Annotated in this window: 10 protein-coding genes; 3 read left to right on the top strand and 7 right to left on the bottom strand. The window is 72.7% G+C overall.

Annotated features, from left to right (window positions below):
- Positions 1 to 12: 12 nt before the first annotated feature.
- The 6 genes from JE024_RS03715 to JE024_RS03690 all read right to left on the bottom strand — a co-directional run bounded on the left by JE024_RS03715 (position 13) and on the right by JE024_RS03690 (position 7,350).
- Positions 13 to 1,095 (bottom strand): aldose epimerase family protein, encoded by a 1,083-nt coding sequence (locus tag JE024_RS03715; RefSeq protein ID WP_205372187.1) that lies wholly within the window; start codon positions 1,093 to 1,095, stop codon positions 13 to 15.
- 82 nt (positions 1,096 to 1,177) lie between these two features.
- Positions 1,178 to 2,200 carry a LacI family DNA-binding transcriptional regulator gene (locus JE024_RS03710; RefSeq protein WP_205372186.1) on the bottom strand — a complete coding sequence of 341 codons (1,023 nt, stop codon included), beginning with the start codon at positions 2,198 to 2,200 and terminating at the stop codon, positions 1,178 to 1,180.
- Between the two features lie 121 nt (positions 2,201 to 2,321).
- Positions 2,322 to 3,368 (bottom strand): ABC transporter permease, encoded by a 1,047-nt coding sequence (locus tag JE024_RS03705; RefSeq protein WP_205372185.1) that lies wholly within the window; start codon positions 3,366 to 3,368, stop codon positions 2,322 to 2,324.
- Positions 3,365 to 4,342: an ABC transporter permease gene (locus JE024_RS03700; protein WP_205372184.1), complete on the bottom strand. Its 978-nt coding sequence runs from the start codon at positions 4,340 to 4,342 to the stop codon at positions 3,365 to 3,367. Before JE024_RS03700 ends, JE024_RS03705 begins: the two co-directional genes overlap by 4 nt.
- Positions 4,339 to 6,111, bottom strand: a complete 1,773-nt coding sequence (locus JE024_RS03695; protein WP_205372183.1) for a sugar ABC transporter ATP-binding protein — start codon at positions 6,109 to 6,111, stop codon at positions 4,339 to 4,341. Before JE024_RS03695 ends, JE024_RS03700 begins: the two co-directional genes overlap by 4 nt.
- Before the next feature lie 153 nt (positions 6,112 to 6,264).
- Positions 6,265 to 7,350: an ABC transporter substrate-binding protein gene (locus JE024_RS03690; RefSeq protein WP_205372182.1), complete on the bottom strand. Its 1,086-nt coding sequence runs from the start codon at positions 7,348 to 7,350 to the stop codon at positions 6,265 to 6,267.
- A gap of 598 nt (positions 7,351 to 7,948) precedes the next feature.
- Between JE024_RS03690 and JE024_RS03685 the strand changes: the two genes are divergently transcribed.
- The 3 genes from JE024_RS03685 (at position 7,949) to JE024_RS03675 (ending at position 14,528) form a co-directional block, all read left to right on the top strand.
- Complete coding sequence (locus JE024_RS03685; protein ID WP_205372181.1) at positions 7,949 to 11,215, top strand: LamG-like jellyroll fold domain-containing protein; 3,267 nt, start codon at positions 7,949 to 7,951, stop codon at positions 11,213 to 11,215.
- A 387-nt stretch (positions 11,216 to 11,602) separates the two neighbouring features.
- On the top strand, positions 11,603 to 14,089 hold the full coding sequence (locus JE024_RS03680) for an MGH1-like glycoside hydrolase domain-containing protein (RefSeq protein WP_205372180.1): 2,487 nt from the start codon (positions 11,603 to 11,605) through the stop codon (positions 14,087 to 14,089).
- Positions 14,090 to 14,297: 208 nt separating this feature from the next.
- A complete protein-coding gene (locus JE024_RS03675; protein ID WP_205372179.1) occupies positions 14,298 to 14,528 on the top strand; it encodes a hypothetical protein in 231 nt (76 codons plus the stop codon).
- A gap of 7 nt (positions 14,529 to 14,535) precedes the next feature.
- Here JE024_RS03675 and JE024_RS03670 read toward each other — a convergent pair whose 3' ends face one another.
- The gene (locus JE024_RS03670) at positions 14,536 to 15,003 is read right to left on the bottom strand and encodes a winged helix-turn-helix transcriptional regulator (RefSeq protein WP_205372178.1); all 468 of its coding nucleotides are present in this window, start codon (positions 15,001 to 15,003) and stop codon (positions 14,536 to 14,538) included.
- Positions 15,004 to 15,116: the final 113 nt, after the last annotated feature.

Raw genomic sequence — 15,116 nt, 5'->3', positions numbered from 1 at the left:
TTCCGGCGCGCCTCAGCCGGTGGCCCCGCCGAGGTGCGGGAAGCGGAACTCGGTCCGGCTCTCGGCCGTGGTGCCGGGACGCAGCACCGGGCTCGGGTACTCCGGGCGGTTGGGGGCGTCGGGGAAGTGCTGGGTCTCCAGGCAGACCGCCGCGTGCCGTTCCAGCGGGCGGCCCGCCGCGTCCTCCAGGGCGCCGTCGAGATGGTTGGCGGTGAAGACCTGGATCCCCGGCTCCGTCGTCCACACCTCCATCACCCGGGACTCCCGCGGCGCGGCGAGCCGCGCGGCACGCCGCAGCCCCCCGTCCGCCGCGCCGGCCAGGACCCAGCAGTGGTCGAAGCCGCCGGCTCCGCGTACCTGCTCGTCCGCCGCGCCCACCCGCTCGCCGAGCACCCGGGGGGAGGTCAGGTCGAACGCGGTGCCGGCCACACCGGCGGGAGCGCCGGCGAGCGGGATGCTCGCCGAGTCGACCGGGAGATAGGCGGGGGCGTCGACCTGGAGGGTGTGGCCGAGGACGTCGCCGCCGCCCGCGAGGTTGAAGTACGCGTGGTTGCAGAGGTTGACCACCGTCGGTTGGTCCGTCGTCGCCGTGTAGGCGCACGACAGGGTGCCCGCGGCGTCGAGGGTGTAGGTGACACGGACGTCCAGGGTGCCCGGGAAGCCCATGTCGCCGTCCGGGCTGCGCAGCGACAGGCGCACCCACGCCGTGTCGTCCCCGGAGCCGGCCGCCGCCTCCCACACCTTGGTGTGGAAGCCCTCCGGGCCGCCGTGGAGGGTGTGGCCGCGGTCGTTGAGCGGGAGTTCGTACGTGGTCCCGTCGAGGGTCAGCCGGCCGTCGGCGATGCGGTTGGCGTAGCGCCCGACGACGGCCCCGAAGTAGCCGCCCGCCTTGTCGTAGGCGTCGGCGGACGGCAGGCCCACGACCACGGACCGGACGTCGCCGGCCGTGTCGGGGACGCCGAGGGAGTGCAGGACGGCGCCGTAGGTGAGGATCTCGGCGTGCACACCGCCGCCGGATTCCAGGCGCCACAGCGCGACGTCCTCTCCGCTCGGGGAGGTGCCGAACGGGCGCTGCTGGGCGGTGGGTCGGGGCATGATCATTCCTCGGGGGGAAAGGGCTTTCACAGGATGACGGGAAGGTCCGGGGCCCGGGCACGGGGCCCGGCGGCGACCGTGCTCAGGGGCCGGTCCGGCCGGTGCGGGTCGACTCCCGGACGATGAGGCGGTACCCGGGCCGGATCCGCTGCGGCTCCGACACCTGACCGCCGCCCAGCCGTTCGACGATGCGGTCCACGGCGAGCCGGGCGATGGCGGGCTTGTCGGGGGAGACGGTGGTGAGGGTGACGGCCCCGTAGCGGCTCTCGTCGATGTCGTCGAAGCCGACCACGGCGATGTCCCGCGGCACGTCGAGCCCCCGCTCCACCAGGGTGCGCATGGCGCCGAGGGCGATCAGGTCGTTGTAGGCGAAGACCGCGTCCGGGCGCTCGCCGCGGTCCAGCAGGGCCGCCATCGCTGCCGCGCCGTCGCCCCGGCCGTAGCCGTCGGTCGCGACGACCAGGCTCTCGTCCGGCTCCAGGCCCGCCTCGGCGAGCTCCTCCCGCCAGCCCCGCAGCCGCAGATGGGCGGGCTGGCGCTCGCGGCTGGTGCGGGAGCCGAGGAACGCGATCCGGCGCCGGCCGAGGTCCAGCAGATGGCGTACCGCGGTGCGGGCCGCGGCCACGTTGTCGATGGCGATCTGGTCGTAGGGCGCCTCGTACTCCCGCTCGCCGAGCAGGACCAGCGGCGAGGTCTCCTGCCGGGCGAGCAGGTCCTCGTTCTCCAGATGGATCGGACTGAGGATCAGCCCGTCGATCACATGCGACCGGAACTCCTGACTGACCAGCAGCTCCCGTTCGCGCAGCCCGGCGGTGTGGTCGACCAGCACCGTGTAGTCGTGCGCGGCGGCCGCGTCGATGACGGCCCCCGCCAGCTCGGCGAAGTACGGGTTGCCGAGCTCGGGCACCGCGAAGGCGATGATGCCGGTCCGCCCCTTGCGCAGATGACGTGCGGTGAGGTTCGGGCGGTAACCGAGTTCGTCGATCGCCTGCTGCACTCTGGCGCGCATCTGCGGCGTGACGTGGGGATAGTTGTTCACCACGTTCGACACGGTCTTGATCGACACGCCTGCCCGCTGCGCGACGTCCTTCAGGCTGACGCCCACGGCACTCCTCTTGCTCGACATGCTCGGTCCGGTCGGTCCGGCCGGCTGGGGCCCGGCGCCGGCCGGGACGGTGACGGCCGGGGCCCCGGCGGCCGTGCGGCCGCGCGGAGCCCCGGCGGGTTCACGCTGTTCTTCGGCTTCGCGCCAGATACCGCTGGGCGACCACGACGAGGATAAGGAACCCGCCGCTGACGACCGACTGGTACGAGGAGTTCAGCGAGCCGATCTGGTTGATGAGGTTCTGGATGACCGCCAGCAGCAGCACGCCCCACAGGGTGCCGCTGACGGACCCGGCGCCGCCGACCAGCAGGGTGCCTCCGATGACCACGGCGGCGATCGCGTCGAGTTCCATGCCCGCGCCGATGATGGTGACGCCGGAGGACAGCCGCGCCGCGTTCACCGCACCGGCCAGACCGGCCAGCAGACCGCTGAGCAGGTACACCATGATCTTGGCGCGGGCCACCGGCAGCCCCATGAGGGTCGCGGCGTCGCTGCTGCCCCCGACGGCGAACAGCGTCTGCCCGAAGGAGGTCCGCTGGAGCACCAGGCCGCCCGCGCCGAACAGCGCCAGCGCGATCAGGATCGGGTACCCGAAGCCCCAGACGCTGCCCTGCCCGAGCTCGGCGAAGAACGACCCCTTGGGCACCAGATAGGTGGTGGCGCCCTCGTCGGTCAGGGCCAGCAGCAGGCCGCGGGCTCCCAGCAGCGAGGCGAGCGTGACGATGAACGGGGCCATGCCGGCCCGGGCGATCAGCAGTCCGTTGATCAGCCCGATGCCGCCGCAGACCACGAGCGGCACCAGCAGCGCCGGCAGGACGCCCCACTGGGAGGCCCATGCGGCGAGCACCCCGCCGAGGGCGAAGACCGAGCCGACGGACAGGTCGATCCCGCCGGTGATGATCACCAGCGTCATGCCCAGCGCCACGATGGCGAGGAACGACGCCTGGACCGTCACACCGCGGGCGTTGTCGAGGGTGGCGAAGGTCGGGTAGACGAAGGAGGCGATCACGATCACCAGCAGCAGCACCGCGAGCACGCCCTGGCGCTGCACCAGTTCGGCGATCCGCTCCCGGCCCGAGGGCCGGGCGCCGTGGGCGTCCGCGGCCTTGGGGGATGGGGGCGCGGAGCCGCCCGCCGGGGAGGCGGCGAGGGACGAGGAGAGTTTCATCGGGATCGGCGCTCCCGTGCGACGTAGACGGCGGCGATGATGATGGCGGCCTGGGCCATCTGGGCGGTGGAGTCGGGCAGGTCGTGCTTGACCAGCGTCGCCCGCAGGAGCTGCATCAGCAGCGCTCCGGCGACGGTGCCCAGCACCCGCACGGAGCCCCCGCTGAGCGGGGTCCCGCCCACGACCACGGCGGTGATCGCGGAGAGCTCCATCAGGTTGCCCAGGGACGAGGGGTCGCTGGCGGTGAGCCGGGCGGTGGCGAGGATGCCCGCCAGCGCGGCCAGCACACCGCACAGGATGTAGACACCGGTCAGGACGCGCTTGACGGGCAGACCGGCCAGGGCCGCCGCGGACCGGTTGCCGCCGATGGCGACGATCTGGCGGCCGAAGGTGGTCCGGTGCACGAGGAAGGCCACCGCGAGCGCGAGCGCCGCGGCGATCACCACCACCAGCGGGACGCCGAGGACGCTGCCGGTGCCGAGGGCGAGCAGGTCGGGGTTGACGATCTGCTTGAGCTGGCCGTCCGCCATGACGAGGGCGATGCCGCGCCCGCCGACGAACAGCGCGAGGGTGGCGACGATGGGTTGCAGTCCGACGACGGACACCAGGGCGCCGTTCACCGCGCCGACCACGGCGCCCGCGAGCAGCGCGATGAGCAGGGCCGGGACCAGTCCGTAGCCGAGGTAGAGCGGCAGCAGCGCCGCGGCCAGCGCCATGGCGGAGCCGACCGACAGGTCCACGCCCTCGGTGCCGATGACCAGGGCCATGCCCAGCGCCACGATGACGATGGGGGCGACCTGGATGAGCTGGGTGCGGAGGTTGTCGGTGGTGAGGAAGTGGTCGGTGAAGACCGCGTTGAAGAGCAGCAGCGCGGCGACCGCCGCGTAGACGCCGTACTCCTGGAACCACGCGGGGACGCTCGGGCGCGACGATCGTCGGGCCGGCGCCGCGGGCGCGGTCGCCTGGGTGGTCATCGGGGGTCCTCCTTGCCGGCCGCGGATCCGGCCGGGGTGTGCGCGTCGGGGGCGGCGGCCGTGCCGGCGCCCGCGTCTTCTCCGGCGCCTGCGTCTTCTCCGGTGCCCGGGGCGCCGTCGGGGCCGCCGGAGGCGTCGGGTGCGGCGTCCTGGCGGGTGCCGGCCGGGGCGGTCACGTCCGTGTCGCCGGCCGGCCGCGCGGCGGGGGAGTGGTCGGCGAGGGCGGCGAGCAGCGACTGCTCCCCGACCTGCTCGCCGGTCAGTTCGCCCGCCGTGGCGCCGTTGCGGAGCACCACGATCCGGTCGGCGCCCTCGACGAGCTCCTCGATGTCGGAGGAGATCAGCAGCACCGCCAGCCCTTCCTGGGCCAGTTCGTCGATGAGCGCCTGGACCTCGGCCTTGGCGCCGACGTCGATGCCGCGGGTGGGCTCGTCGAGCAGCAGCACCTTCGGCTCCAGGCACAGCCAGCGGGCGAGCAGCACCTTCTGCTGGTTGCCGCCGGACAGTTCGCCGACCTTCTGCTCCGGGCTGGACGCCTTGATGCGCAGCCGCTTCATGAAGATGTCGACGACCCGGTCCTGCCGCGCCCGGGAGACGATGCCGGCCCGGGAGAGCCGGGGCATCGCCGCGAGCACGATGTTCTCCCGCACCGAGAGCCCGGGCACGATGCCGTCCGCCTTGCGGTCCTCCGGCAGCAGGCTGATCCCGGCCCGGATCGCGCCCGCCGGGGTGAGCCGTCCGACGCGGGCGCCGCCGACCGCGATCTCCCCCGAGTCGAGGGTGAGCGCCCCGGCCAGCGCCCTGGCGGTCTCGCTGCGGCCGGAGCCCAGCAGTCCGCCGAGGCCGAGCACCTCGCCGGGGTGGAGTTCCAGCGAGACGCCGTCGAGCTGGTGCCTGCGGGACAGGCTGTCGGCGGTGAGCACGGGCGTGCGCGCGATGTCGTGCCCCTCCTCCCCGAAGCTGGTCACGCCGTGCCGGCGCACCTCGGAGATCTCCCGGCCGAGCATCATCGACACGAGCTGCACCCGGTCCAGGTCGGCCAGGTCGCCGGTGTGGATGTGCTTGCCGTCCCGCAGCACGGTGACCCGTTCGCAGACCCGGTAGAGCTCGTCCATCCGGTGGCTGACGTAGACGACGGCGATGTTCTTGCGCCGCAGGTCGCCGATGACCCGGAAGAGGGTCTCTACCTCGCGCGGTTCGAGCGAGGAGGTGGGCTCGTCCATGATGACGACCTGCGCCTTGACGGAGACCGCCCGGGCGAGGGCCACCATCTGCTGGGTGCCGATGCCCAGGGTGTGCAGCGGCCGGCGCGGGTCGACGGTGACGCCGAACCCGCCGAGCAGCTCGGCGGCCTCGCGGTGCATCCGCGGGAAGTCGATCAGGCCCAGGCGGGTCCTGGGTTCGCGGCCGAGGAAGATGTTGCGTGCCACGCTCATCAGCGGTACCAGGTTCACCTCCTGGTAGATCGTGGAGATGCCCGCCTGCTGGGCCTCGAAGGGACGGGCGAAGGACACCGGCTCGCCCGACAGCAGCAACTCGCCGCCGTCCGGGCGGTAGACGCCGGTGAGAACCTTGATGAGGGTCGACTTGCCCGCGCCGTTCTCGCCGACGAGCGCGTGGCTCTCACCCGCGCGCAGGGAGAACGAGACGTCGTCGAGCGCGACCACGCCGGGGAAGCGTTTGCCGACGCCGCGGGCCTCCAGCACCGTCGGCGCGGCCGACGGCTGTGTGCCGGTCGCCGCGGACGCTGCCGCTTCGGGGGGTGCCATTCACGTGGCCTTCCGGAATCGATCGTGCAAGGTGGGGCCCGGGCCGCCGCGGGAAGAGAGCACCGCGGCGGCCCGGAGCGTGGCAGGCCGGCGTGTGGCCCGGCTCGCCCGGTGTTCTGTACGACGCGGCGTGCCCGCCGGGCCGGTGAGCCGTCAGTACGCTCCGCCGAGGGACGCCTTGGCGTTGCCCTCGTCGTAGGCGCGGTCCGCGATGATGACGTCCTCGGGGATCCCCTCGCCGGAGTAGAACTTCTGCGCGGTGGCGAAGGCGAGCGGGCCGAACCGGGGGTTGGACTCGATGACGGCGTTGAGCTCGCCGTTCACCAGGGCCTGCACGGCGTTGCGGGTGCCGTCGATGGAGACGATCTTGATGTCCTTGCCGGGCTTCTTCCCGGCCGCCTTCAGCGCGGTGACCGCGCCCAGCGCCATCTCGTCGTTCTCGGCGTAGACGGCGGTGATGTCCGGCTTGGACTGGATGAGCTGCTCCATGACCTGCTGGCCCTTGTCGCGGGCGAACTCGCCGGTCTGCTGGGCGACGATCTCCAGCCCCGGGGCCTGGGCCTTCACCTGGTCGACGAAGCCCTTGGTCCGGTCGGTCGTCACGCTGTTGCCCGAGGAGCCGAGGAGGATGGCGACCTTGCCCTTGCCCTCCGTGGCCTTGATCATCGCGTCGGCCGCGCGCTTGCCCTGCTCGACGAAGTCGGAGCCGAGGAAGGCCAGGTAGTCCTTGCACGCGGTCGCGTTGACCTTGCGGTCGATGGTGAGGACCGGCACCTTCTTGGCCGCGGCGGCCTGGAACGCGGGCTCCAGACCGTCCGAGTTGAGCGGTGCGACGATCAGGAACTGGGCGCCCTGGGAGAGCATGTCCTGGATGTCGCTGATCTGCTTGGAGAGCTGGGACTGCGCGTTGGTGGTGAGCAGCTTCTTGACGCCCAGCTTGGCGGCCTCGTCCTTGATCGACTGGGTCTCGGCGATCCGGAACGGGTTGGCCTCCTTCTCCGACTGGGAGAAGCCGACGACGGCGTCCTTCAGGTCGAGCTTCGGCGCGCCGTAGGTCTCGAGGGTGCAGCCGTCGCCCGAGGACGCCGCCGGGGTCTCGGCCGCCTGGGCGGCCTGGCTGCTGTCGCCGCCGGCGCTGTCCGAGGTCTCCGACTTGGCGCAGCCGGACACGGCGAGCGCGGTGGCGGCGGCCAGCGCACAGGCGACGGCGAACGTGCGTGATCTCTGCGGAAGGGTCATCTGAGGACACTCCTTGGCGGGGGGACAGCACCGCCGAGTGGCGTGCGGTCTGACGGGGAAGGTGAGTGGACGGAGCCTGCCGGCCCGGGTGCGCGGCAGACGAGAACCGTCCGCCCGGAGCGGCGAAGTACGGGGCGCGAAGCCGCCATGAGTGCTTCGGCGGCTTCGGCTTTCCAACGTTATAAGGGTGCCGGAGCTCGGGTGGCAAGAGTTCTGCGGAACGTTTCGCGTACATGACGAAACCGTGTCCTGCCCCGGTGGCGACCGGTCGGAGCCGGTGTTCCAACTCGTCGGTGCAGGGGGTCTGGACAGCCGCCGGGAGGCGTGCTGTCATTCCGCTGCACCTCATTTTTCCATCGTTGGAATGGCCATCGCCGAAACGTTCCCCCGTGGGGGCGTCCGGCGGCCACCGGACCCCGGCACCCCCTGTACCGGTGTCCGGCCGTGCCATGCCCTCGGCAGGAGTCCGTCACCCGTCGCCCCCGGCGGCCCGGTCCGCCGGGGCGCGAGGCGTCCAGCCGTCGTGACCACGGGCTCCTCGGCCGGCCCGGCCCCCTGCCCGTCCGGCTCCGATCCCCTCTGTACGAGGAAAGATTCGATGACACAACGACACACCCGCTCCCGCACGAGACTGTGGGCGCTGCTGACCGCGGCCGCCCTGGTGCTGCCCACGAGCGCCCTGCTGCCGACCGCCGCGGCCGCCGAGCCGTCCGCCGGCACCTTCGCGTCCGCGTCCTCCTCCGAGAGGGCCGCCATCGAGGTGCACGGCCTCAAGGGCGAGTACTTCGCCATGTCGGCGCCCGGAGCCCGGGACTTCGCCGAGCTCGGCGGCACCTCGCTCGACCCGCAGATCAACTTCCCCGGTCTCACCACCACCTTCGAGACGCTGACCGGTTCGGCCGAGCACACCACCGCGCGCTGGACGGGCAGCATCGAGGCGCCGACCACCGGCGACTACACCTTCTACGGCATCGGTGACAACGGCTTCCGCCTCTTCATCGACGGCAAGCCCGTCATCGACCACTGGGTGGGGGACTGGGACCGGGAACAGACCAGTGCGCCGGTGCGGCTGACGGCGGGCCAGAAGGTCGACTTCCGCATGGAGATGTTCCAGGACGTCGGCGGCGCCAACATGTTCCTGCGCTGGTCCACGCCCACGCTGCCCAAGCAGCTCGTGCCGGAGTCGGCGTTCACCCCGCCCGCCGACTTCGAGGTCTACCCCGTCGAGCTGACCGTAGGCGAGGACGGCCGCACCCTGCGGGCGCGGTTCGAGAACGCGGTGGCCGGCATCAAGGGCCTGGCCGAGCACCTGACGATCGAGGCCGACACCACCGCCATGCCGGTGAAGTCCGTGGCCGCCGCCCGCGGCGACCGCAACTCCCTGGTGGTCACCCTCGGCGAGCCGATCCAGAAGAACCAGTCCGTCCGCGTGACCTACGACGGGAAGGGCGGTCTCACCGCCGGCGGCGAGACGGTGCCCGAGATCGTCCGCTCGGCCCGCAACACCTCGACCCACCGCATCACCACCTCCTGGGGCGACAAGGTCGACACCAGGAAGCCGCTCCCCGAGTACCCCCGGCCGCAGCAGGTGCGCAGCGCCTGGCAGAACCTCAACGGCCCCTGGGAGTTCAGCGGCGCCGAGGCGGGCGAGCAGCCCGTCTTCGGCAAGAGCCTCGACGAGAAGATCATCGTGCCGTTCCCGGTCGAGTCCCAGCTCTCCGGGATCGAGCGGCACGAGGACCACATGTTCTACCGCAAGCTGGTGAACGTCCCGGGCGGCTGGAAGGTCGGCAAGGGCAACCGCCTCAAGCTCAACTTCGGCGCCGTCGACTACCGGGCCCGCGTCTTCGTCAACGGCAAGCAGGTCGCCGACCACACCGGCGGGTACAACGCCTTCACCGCCGATGTCACCGACGCCCTCAAGGGCAGCGGACCGCAGGAGATCGTCGTCGCCGTCACCGACACCGGCGGCGCCAACCAGCCCATGGGCAAGCAGTCCACCAACCCGGGCGGCATCTTCTACACCCAGTCCTCCGGCATCTGGCAGACCGTCTGGATGGAGCCGGTCGCCGACGTCGCCATCGACGACATCGTCACCACACCGGACATCGACACCAGCAGCCTCGCGGTGACCGTCCAGTCCGGCACCGCCTCCCCGAAGGCCCGCGTCGAAGCCGTCGCACGCGACGCCAGGGGCAAGGTCGTCGGCCGGATCAGCGGCCCCGCCAACAAGGAACTGCGCCTGCCCGTGGCCGGCCAGCGCCTGTGGAGCCCGGACGACCCGTACCTGTACGACCTCGACGTGAAGCTCGTCGACGGCAGGTCCTCCGACAGCGTCGACAGCTACTTCGGCATGCGCAAGATCGCCGTCGAGAAGGTCGGCGGCTACCCGAAGCTGGTCCTCAACGGCAAGCCCGTCTTCTCCCTCGCCACCCTGGACCAGGGCTTCTGGCCCGACGGCCTCTACACCGCGCCGAGCGACAAGGCCCTCGCCTTCGACCTCGAAGCCCACAAGAAGCTCGGCTTCAACGCCGTCCGCAAGCACATCAAGGTCGAGCCGGCCCGCTGGTTCTACCACGCCGACAAGCTCGGACTGCTGGTCTGGCAGGACTTCGTCTCCGGCAACTACACCGACGAGACGGGCCAGAAGGCCTTCGTCGACCAGGGCCGCGAGATGATGCGCCAGCACCACGACTCGCCGTCCGTCATCGGCTGGATCGTCTTCAACGAGGGCTGGGGCGAGTGGGACCGCGAGGCCACCGGCCGGATCACCGACCAGGTCAAGGCCGCCGACCCGTCCCGTGTCATCAACGCCCACAGCGGTGTCAACTGCTGCAACTCCAAGGGTGACTCGGGCCGCGGCGACATCATCGACCACCACGACTACAACAACACCGACCCGGCCTACCCGGACGGGACCCGCGCGGCCATGGACGGCGAGCACGGCGGATTCACCCTGCGCACCCCCGGCCACATGTGGCCCGGCACGCCGACCGTGATCTACAGCGGCGTCGCCGACAAGGAGGCGCTGACCCGCAAGTACGTCGAGAACACCGAGAAGTTCTACCTGGAGGCCGCCGGCGCCGAACTCTCCGGATCGGTCTACACCCAGATCTCCGACCTGGAGAACGAACTCAACGGTCTCTACACCTACGACCGCCGCGAGATCAAGGTCGACCCCGCACGGGTCCGCGACATCAACCACAAGGTCATCGCCGCCGGCGCGGCCGCCGGTGACCGCGACGCGCTGAAGGGCGGCGGCTCCTGGACCCTCGACGAGGGACAGGGCACCACCGCGAAGGACTCGGGCCCGAACGCCCTTCCCCTGCACCTCGGCGAAGGCACCGCCTGGACGCCCGGCGTCAGCGGCAGCGGCCTGTCCTTCGACGGCAAGGGCGCCTTCGCCCAGACCGAGGGCCCCGTCCTCGACACCACCGGCGACTACTCCGTCGCCGCCTGGGTGAAGCTCGACTCCGTGCCGTCCAACTACGCGACCGCGCTCAGCCAGGACGGACGCCGCCAGGAGAACCCCTTCTACCTCCAGTACGGCCAGGGCGCCTTCGCCTTCAGCACCCCCGGCGCCCACCGGGCCCGCGTCGAGACGACCCCCGAGACCGGGCGCTGGTACCACCTCGTCGGCGTCCGTGAGGGCGGCGAGATCCGCCTCTACCTCGACGGCGAACTGGCCGCCACCGCGGCCGCCGGCCCCGCCGACGTGAGCACCGGACCGCTGGCCGTCGGACGCGCCAAGTGGGGCGGGAACAACGTCGACTTCTGGCACGGCGCCGTCGACCAGGTCCACGCCTGGGACAAGGCGCTCACCGCGGAGGAGGTGGGCACGCTCCACCGCCAGGAGCAGCCGTAGGCCTCCGGCCCACCCACCGGGGCCGGTGCGGCCGGTGCGCCCGCACCCGCCGCACCGGCCCCGGCCGCGCTCCGGCACGCGGCCCGAGCGCCACGCGGCCCAGCGGTCCGGGTGGCGGTCCCGCACGCGTCCGAGCGGTCCCGCGCCCGCCCCAGCGGTCCGGGTGGCGCCGCGCCCGTGCCCGCACGCGTCCGAGCGGTCCGGGGCGCGCGCCCGCTCCCGCACGTGGCGCAGCGGTCCCGAGCGGTCCGGGGCGCGCGCCCCCACCGGCTGTACCGGCCCCCGACCGGCCCCCCCGCACCGGCTGTACCGGCCCCCGGCCGGCCCCCCGCACCTCCCCCTTCCTTCCGCGTCCTTCGCACCGGCACGCAGAGACGGAGCACCCGCATGCCCCTCGACCGACGACAGTTCCTGCAGACCGGCGCCGTCGCCGCGGGCGCCGCCGCCCTCGCCGCGGCCCCGGCGGCCACCGCGGCCGGCCGCGACACCGCCCGGGCCGCGGGCGGCGCCGTCCGGGCGTCCGCCGCCTCGCTCTACCCGCCGGTGGGCGACGGCACCTCCGTCCTCGACCACCGGGCGCTGCTCGGGGACGTCGTGGAACCCCAGTGGTACGAGGCCAACATCCCCTTCGTCGACCTGCCGGACGAGGCGATCAGGGACACCTACTACTACCGGTGGCGCGTGGTGAAGCACGCGCTGAAGTACACCGGACCCGACGAGGGCTGGATCCTCTCCGAATTCCTCGGCCCCGTCGGCTACTCCGCCCCCAACGGCGGCATCGTCGCCGCGGCCGCCCACCACATCCGCGAGGCACGCTGGCTGCGCGACAGCCGCTACCTCGACGACTACATCGACTACTGGCTGCGCGGCAGCGGCGCGGGCCCCAAGCCCGCCACGGACTTCCTCAACAAGAACACCACCGACTGGGCCCACCAGTACTCCTTCTGGATCGCGGACGCCGTCGTCGCGCGGGCCTCGGCGGACGGCCGCTGGGACTTCGCCGTCGACCGGCTGCCCGAACTCCAGCGCCAGTGGGAGGGCTGGGCGCCGCAGTTCGACGAGGAACTCGGCCTCTACTGGCAGACCCCGGTCTGGGACGCCATGGAGTACACCGCGAGCTCCTACCAGAGCGACGACCCCTACCACGGCGGCGACGGATTCCGGCCGACGCTCAACGCCTACCAGTACGGCGACGCCAAGGCGATCGCCGCCCTGCTGCGCCGCCGTTCCGGGCCCGGGGACCGGGATGCCGCCCGCCGCTACGAGAGCCGGGCGGAAGCCCTGCGCACCAGCCAGGAACGCCTGCTGTGGGACGAGCGGGACCGCTTCTACAAGCACGTCATGCGGGACGGCAACCCCGACCGCCGGCGCATCGCCGACCGCGAGCAGATCGGCTTCGTCCCCTGGTACTTCCACATGGCGCCCGCCGAGAACGCGGAGGCCTGGGCCCAGCTCACCGACCCGCAGGGCTTCCACGCGCCCTACGGCCCCACCACGGTCGAGCGCCGCAGCCCCTGGTTCATGCACGAGGCCCTCGACGGCTGCTGCCGGTGGAACGGCCCGAGCTGGCCGTTCTCCACCAGCCACACCCTCACCGCCCTCGCCAACCTGCTCATCGACTACCCCGCGCAGCCCTGGATCGGCCCCGGCGACTACGTCGCCGCGCTCCGCTCCTACGCGCTGACCCACCGCAAGAACGGCTCCCCGTACATCGCCGAGGCGCACCACCCCGACGAGGACCGCTGGATCTACGACGGGCGCGGCCACAGCGAGGACTACAACCACTCGACCTTCAACGACCTCGTGCTCTCCGGACTGCTCGGCATCCGCCCGCAGCCCGGCGCCGAGGTCGAGATCGCCCCGCTCGCGCCCGCCGCCTGGGACCGCTTCGCCGTGGAGAACCTGCCCTACCAGGGCCGCAACCTCACCGTCCTGTGGGACAGGGACGGCACGGCCTACGACCGGGGGGCCGGGCTGACCGTCTGGCTCGACGGCCGGCGGATCCACCGGCAGCCCGACCTGCGGCCGGTGCGGCTCCCCGTCGGCCGAGCCGGCCGCCGGCCGGCCCTGCCGCACCTCGTCGACGACCTCGCCAACGTCGCCCGCAGCGGCTACCCGGCCGCGAGCGCCTCGTACACCTTCGCCCTCGACAGCCCCGCCAGGGCCGTCGACGGCCAGGACCTCCACATCGACACCCCGCCCTCCCGCTGGACGAACTACCAGAGCCCGCGGGCCACCGACTGGCTCGCCGTCGACCTGGGCGTGGCGGTACCGGTGTCGGACATCCGGGTCTCCTTCTACGACGACGGCGGCGGTGTCCGCACCCCCGACTCCTACACGCTCGAACACCGGACCCCGGACGGCGGCTGGGCCGAACTCCCGGGCCAGCTCCGCACCCCGGCCCTCCCGCAGCGCGGCGTCCTCAACCGGGTGCTGCTGGAGCGGCCCGTGACGACCGACGGTCTGCGGCTGACGCCCGTGCGGGACGGGGGCGGCGGGGTCGGGGTGAGCGCCTGGCAGGCGTGGCGGACCGAGGACCCGAGGCTCGGCGCCGCCGTCCTGACGGCAGGGGGCGGCAGGGTCGCCGTCGCTCCCGGCCGGCCCGTGGAGGTGGTCACCACGGTGACCGCGACGGCAGCCGTGACCGTGCGCCCCGAACTTCTCGCCCCCGCCGGCTGGCAGGTCGCACCCCGCCGGGCGGTGCACGACGAACGCGTCCGGGCCGGTGCGGTCCTGCGCACCCGCTGGACGGTGACGGCCCCCGCCGACCTGCCGCCGGACGCGGCGGAGCCGCTGCGCCTGCTCGTCCACTCGCGGCTGGAGGACGGCTCGCCGGCCGTCACGGGGGACGTCGCCCCGACCCGGGCGGAGTGACGCAGGACGGAGTGACACCGGGCGGGGTGACCTCGGACGGAGTGACACCGGGCGGGGTGACCTCGGACGGAGTGACACCGGGCGGGGTCATCTCGGGCGGCGCGCAAGGGCGGACGCCGGAGCGCGGGTACGGCGCCCGGCCCCGCCCGCACGCCCCGTCCGGGGCGTCCCGGCGCTGAAACGCGGCGGGCGGGGCAGAAGACCATGCATGGACCGACACCACCTCACCACGACCCGCCGCGGGAGCGGCACCGCGAACGACCCCACGTGGACGGGCTGGATCTACGCCGCCCTCGGCGCCCTGGCCGCCGCCCAGTTGCTCTCGGGCCTGGTGGGCGCCGGGGCCTCTTCCACCGCGTCGCTGCCGGGCCTCGTCGGAGTGCTGTGCTTCCCGCTGCTCGCCGTGACGGCCTTCCGCAGGTCCCGGCGCGACAACTGACCCTGCCTCACCGCACCGGTGCGTCGGCCGCCGCACCGCCGCCGCTCCGTGCCCCCGCGCGCGGAGCCGCACCGCCGCCGGGCGCCCCCGCGTCCGACTCGGCCCCCGCGTCCGGGTCGGCCCCCGCGTGGAGCCGCTCCGCCCCGATGCGCTCGATGCGTGCCGAACCCCACCCCGCCAGGGACTCCAGGGCGGCGTTGAGCGTGACGCCGTGCTCCGTCAGGGAGTACTCCACCCTCGGCGGCACCTCGCCGTACACCTCACGGTGCACCAGAGCGTCCTCCTCCATCTCCCGGAGATGCTGCGCCAGCATTTTCTCGCTCACGCCCGGAAGCCCGCGCCGCAATTCGGCGAACCGCCGCCGCCCGTGGGCCTGGAGTTCCCAGAGAATCAGCGACTTCCATTTCCCCGAGACCACATCCATGGCCGCGTCGATTCCGCAGAAATAGGGACCGCGCCGCCCCGTGCTCGCCATCGTTCCCCCAGGGTCACTTACCGGAAGGTGAGTATCCGACTATTTAGTGCGTACTCGTCAACACTACCGGCGCGCGAGAGGCTCTCCACGAAGCGAAGAACCCCTGGAATGCA

This window comes from Streptomyces zhihengii, from assembly GCF_016919245.1.
Taxonomy (GTDB): Bacteria; Actinomycetota; Actinomycetes; order Streptomycetales; family Streptomycetaceae; genus Streptomyces; species Streptomyces zhihengii.
The sequence above is the reverse complement of the archived record's forward strand: the minus strand, read 5'-3'. Positions and strand labels throughout refer to the sequence as shown.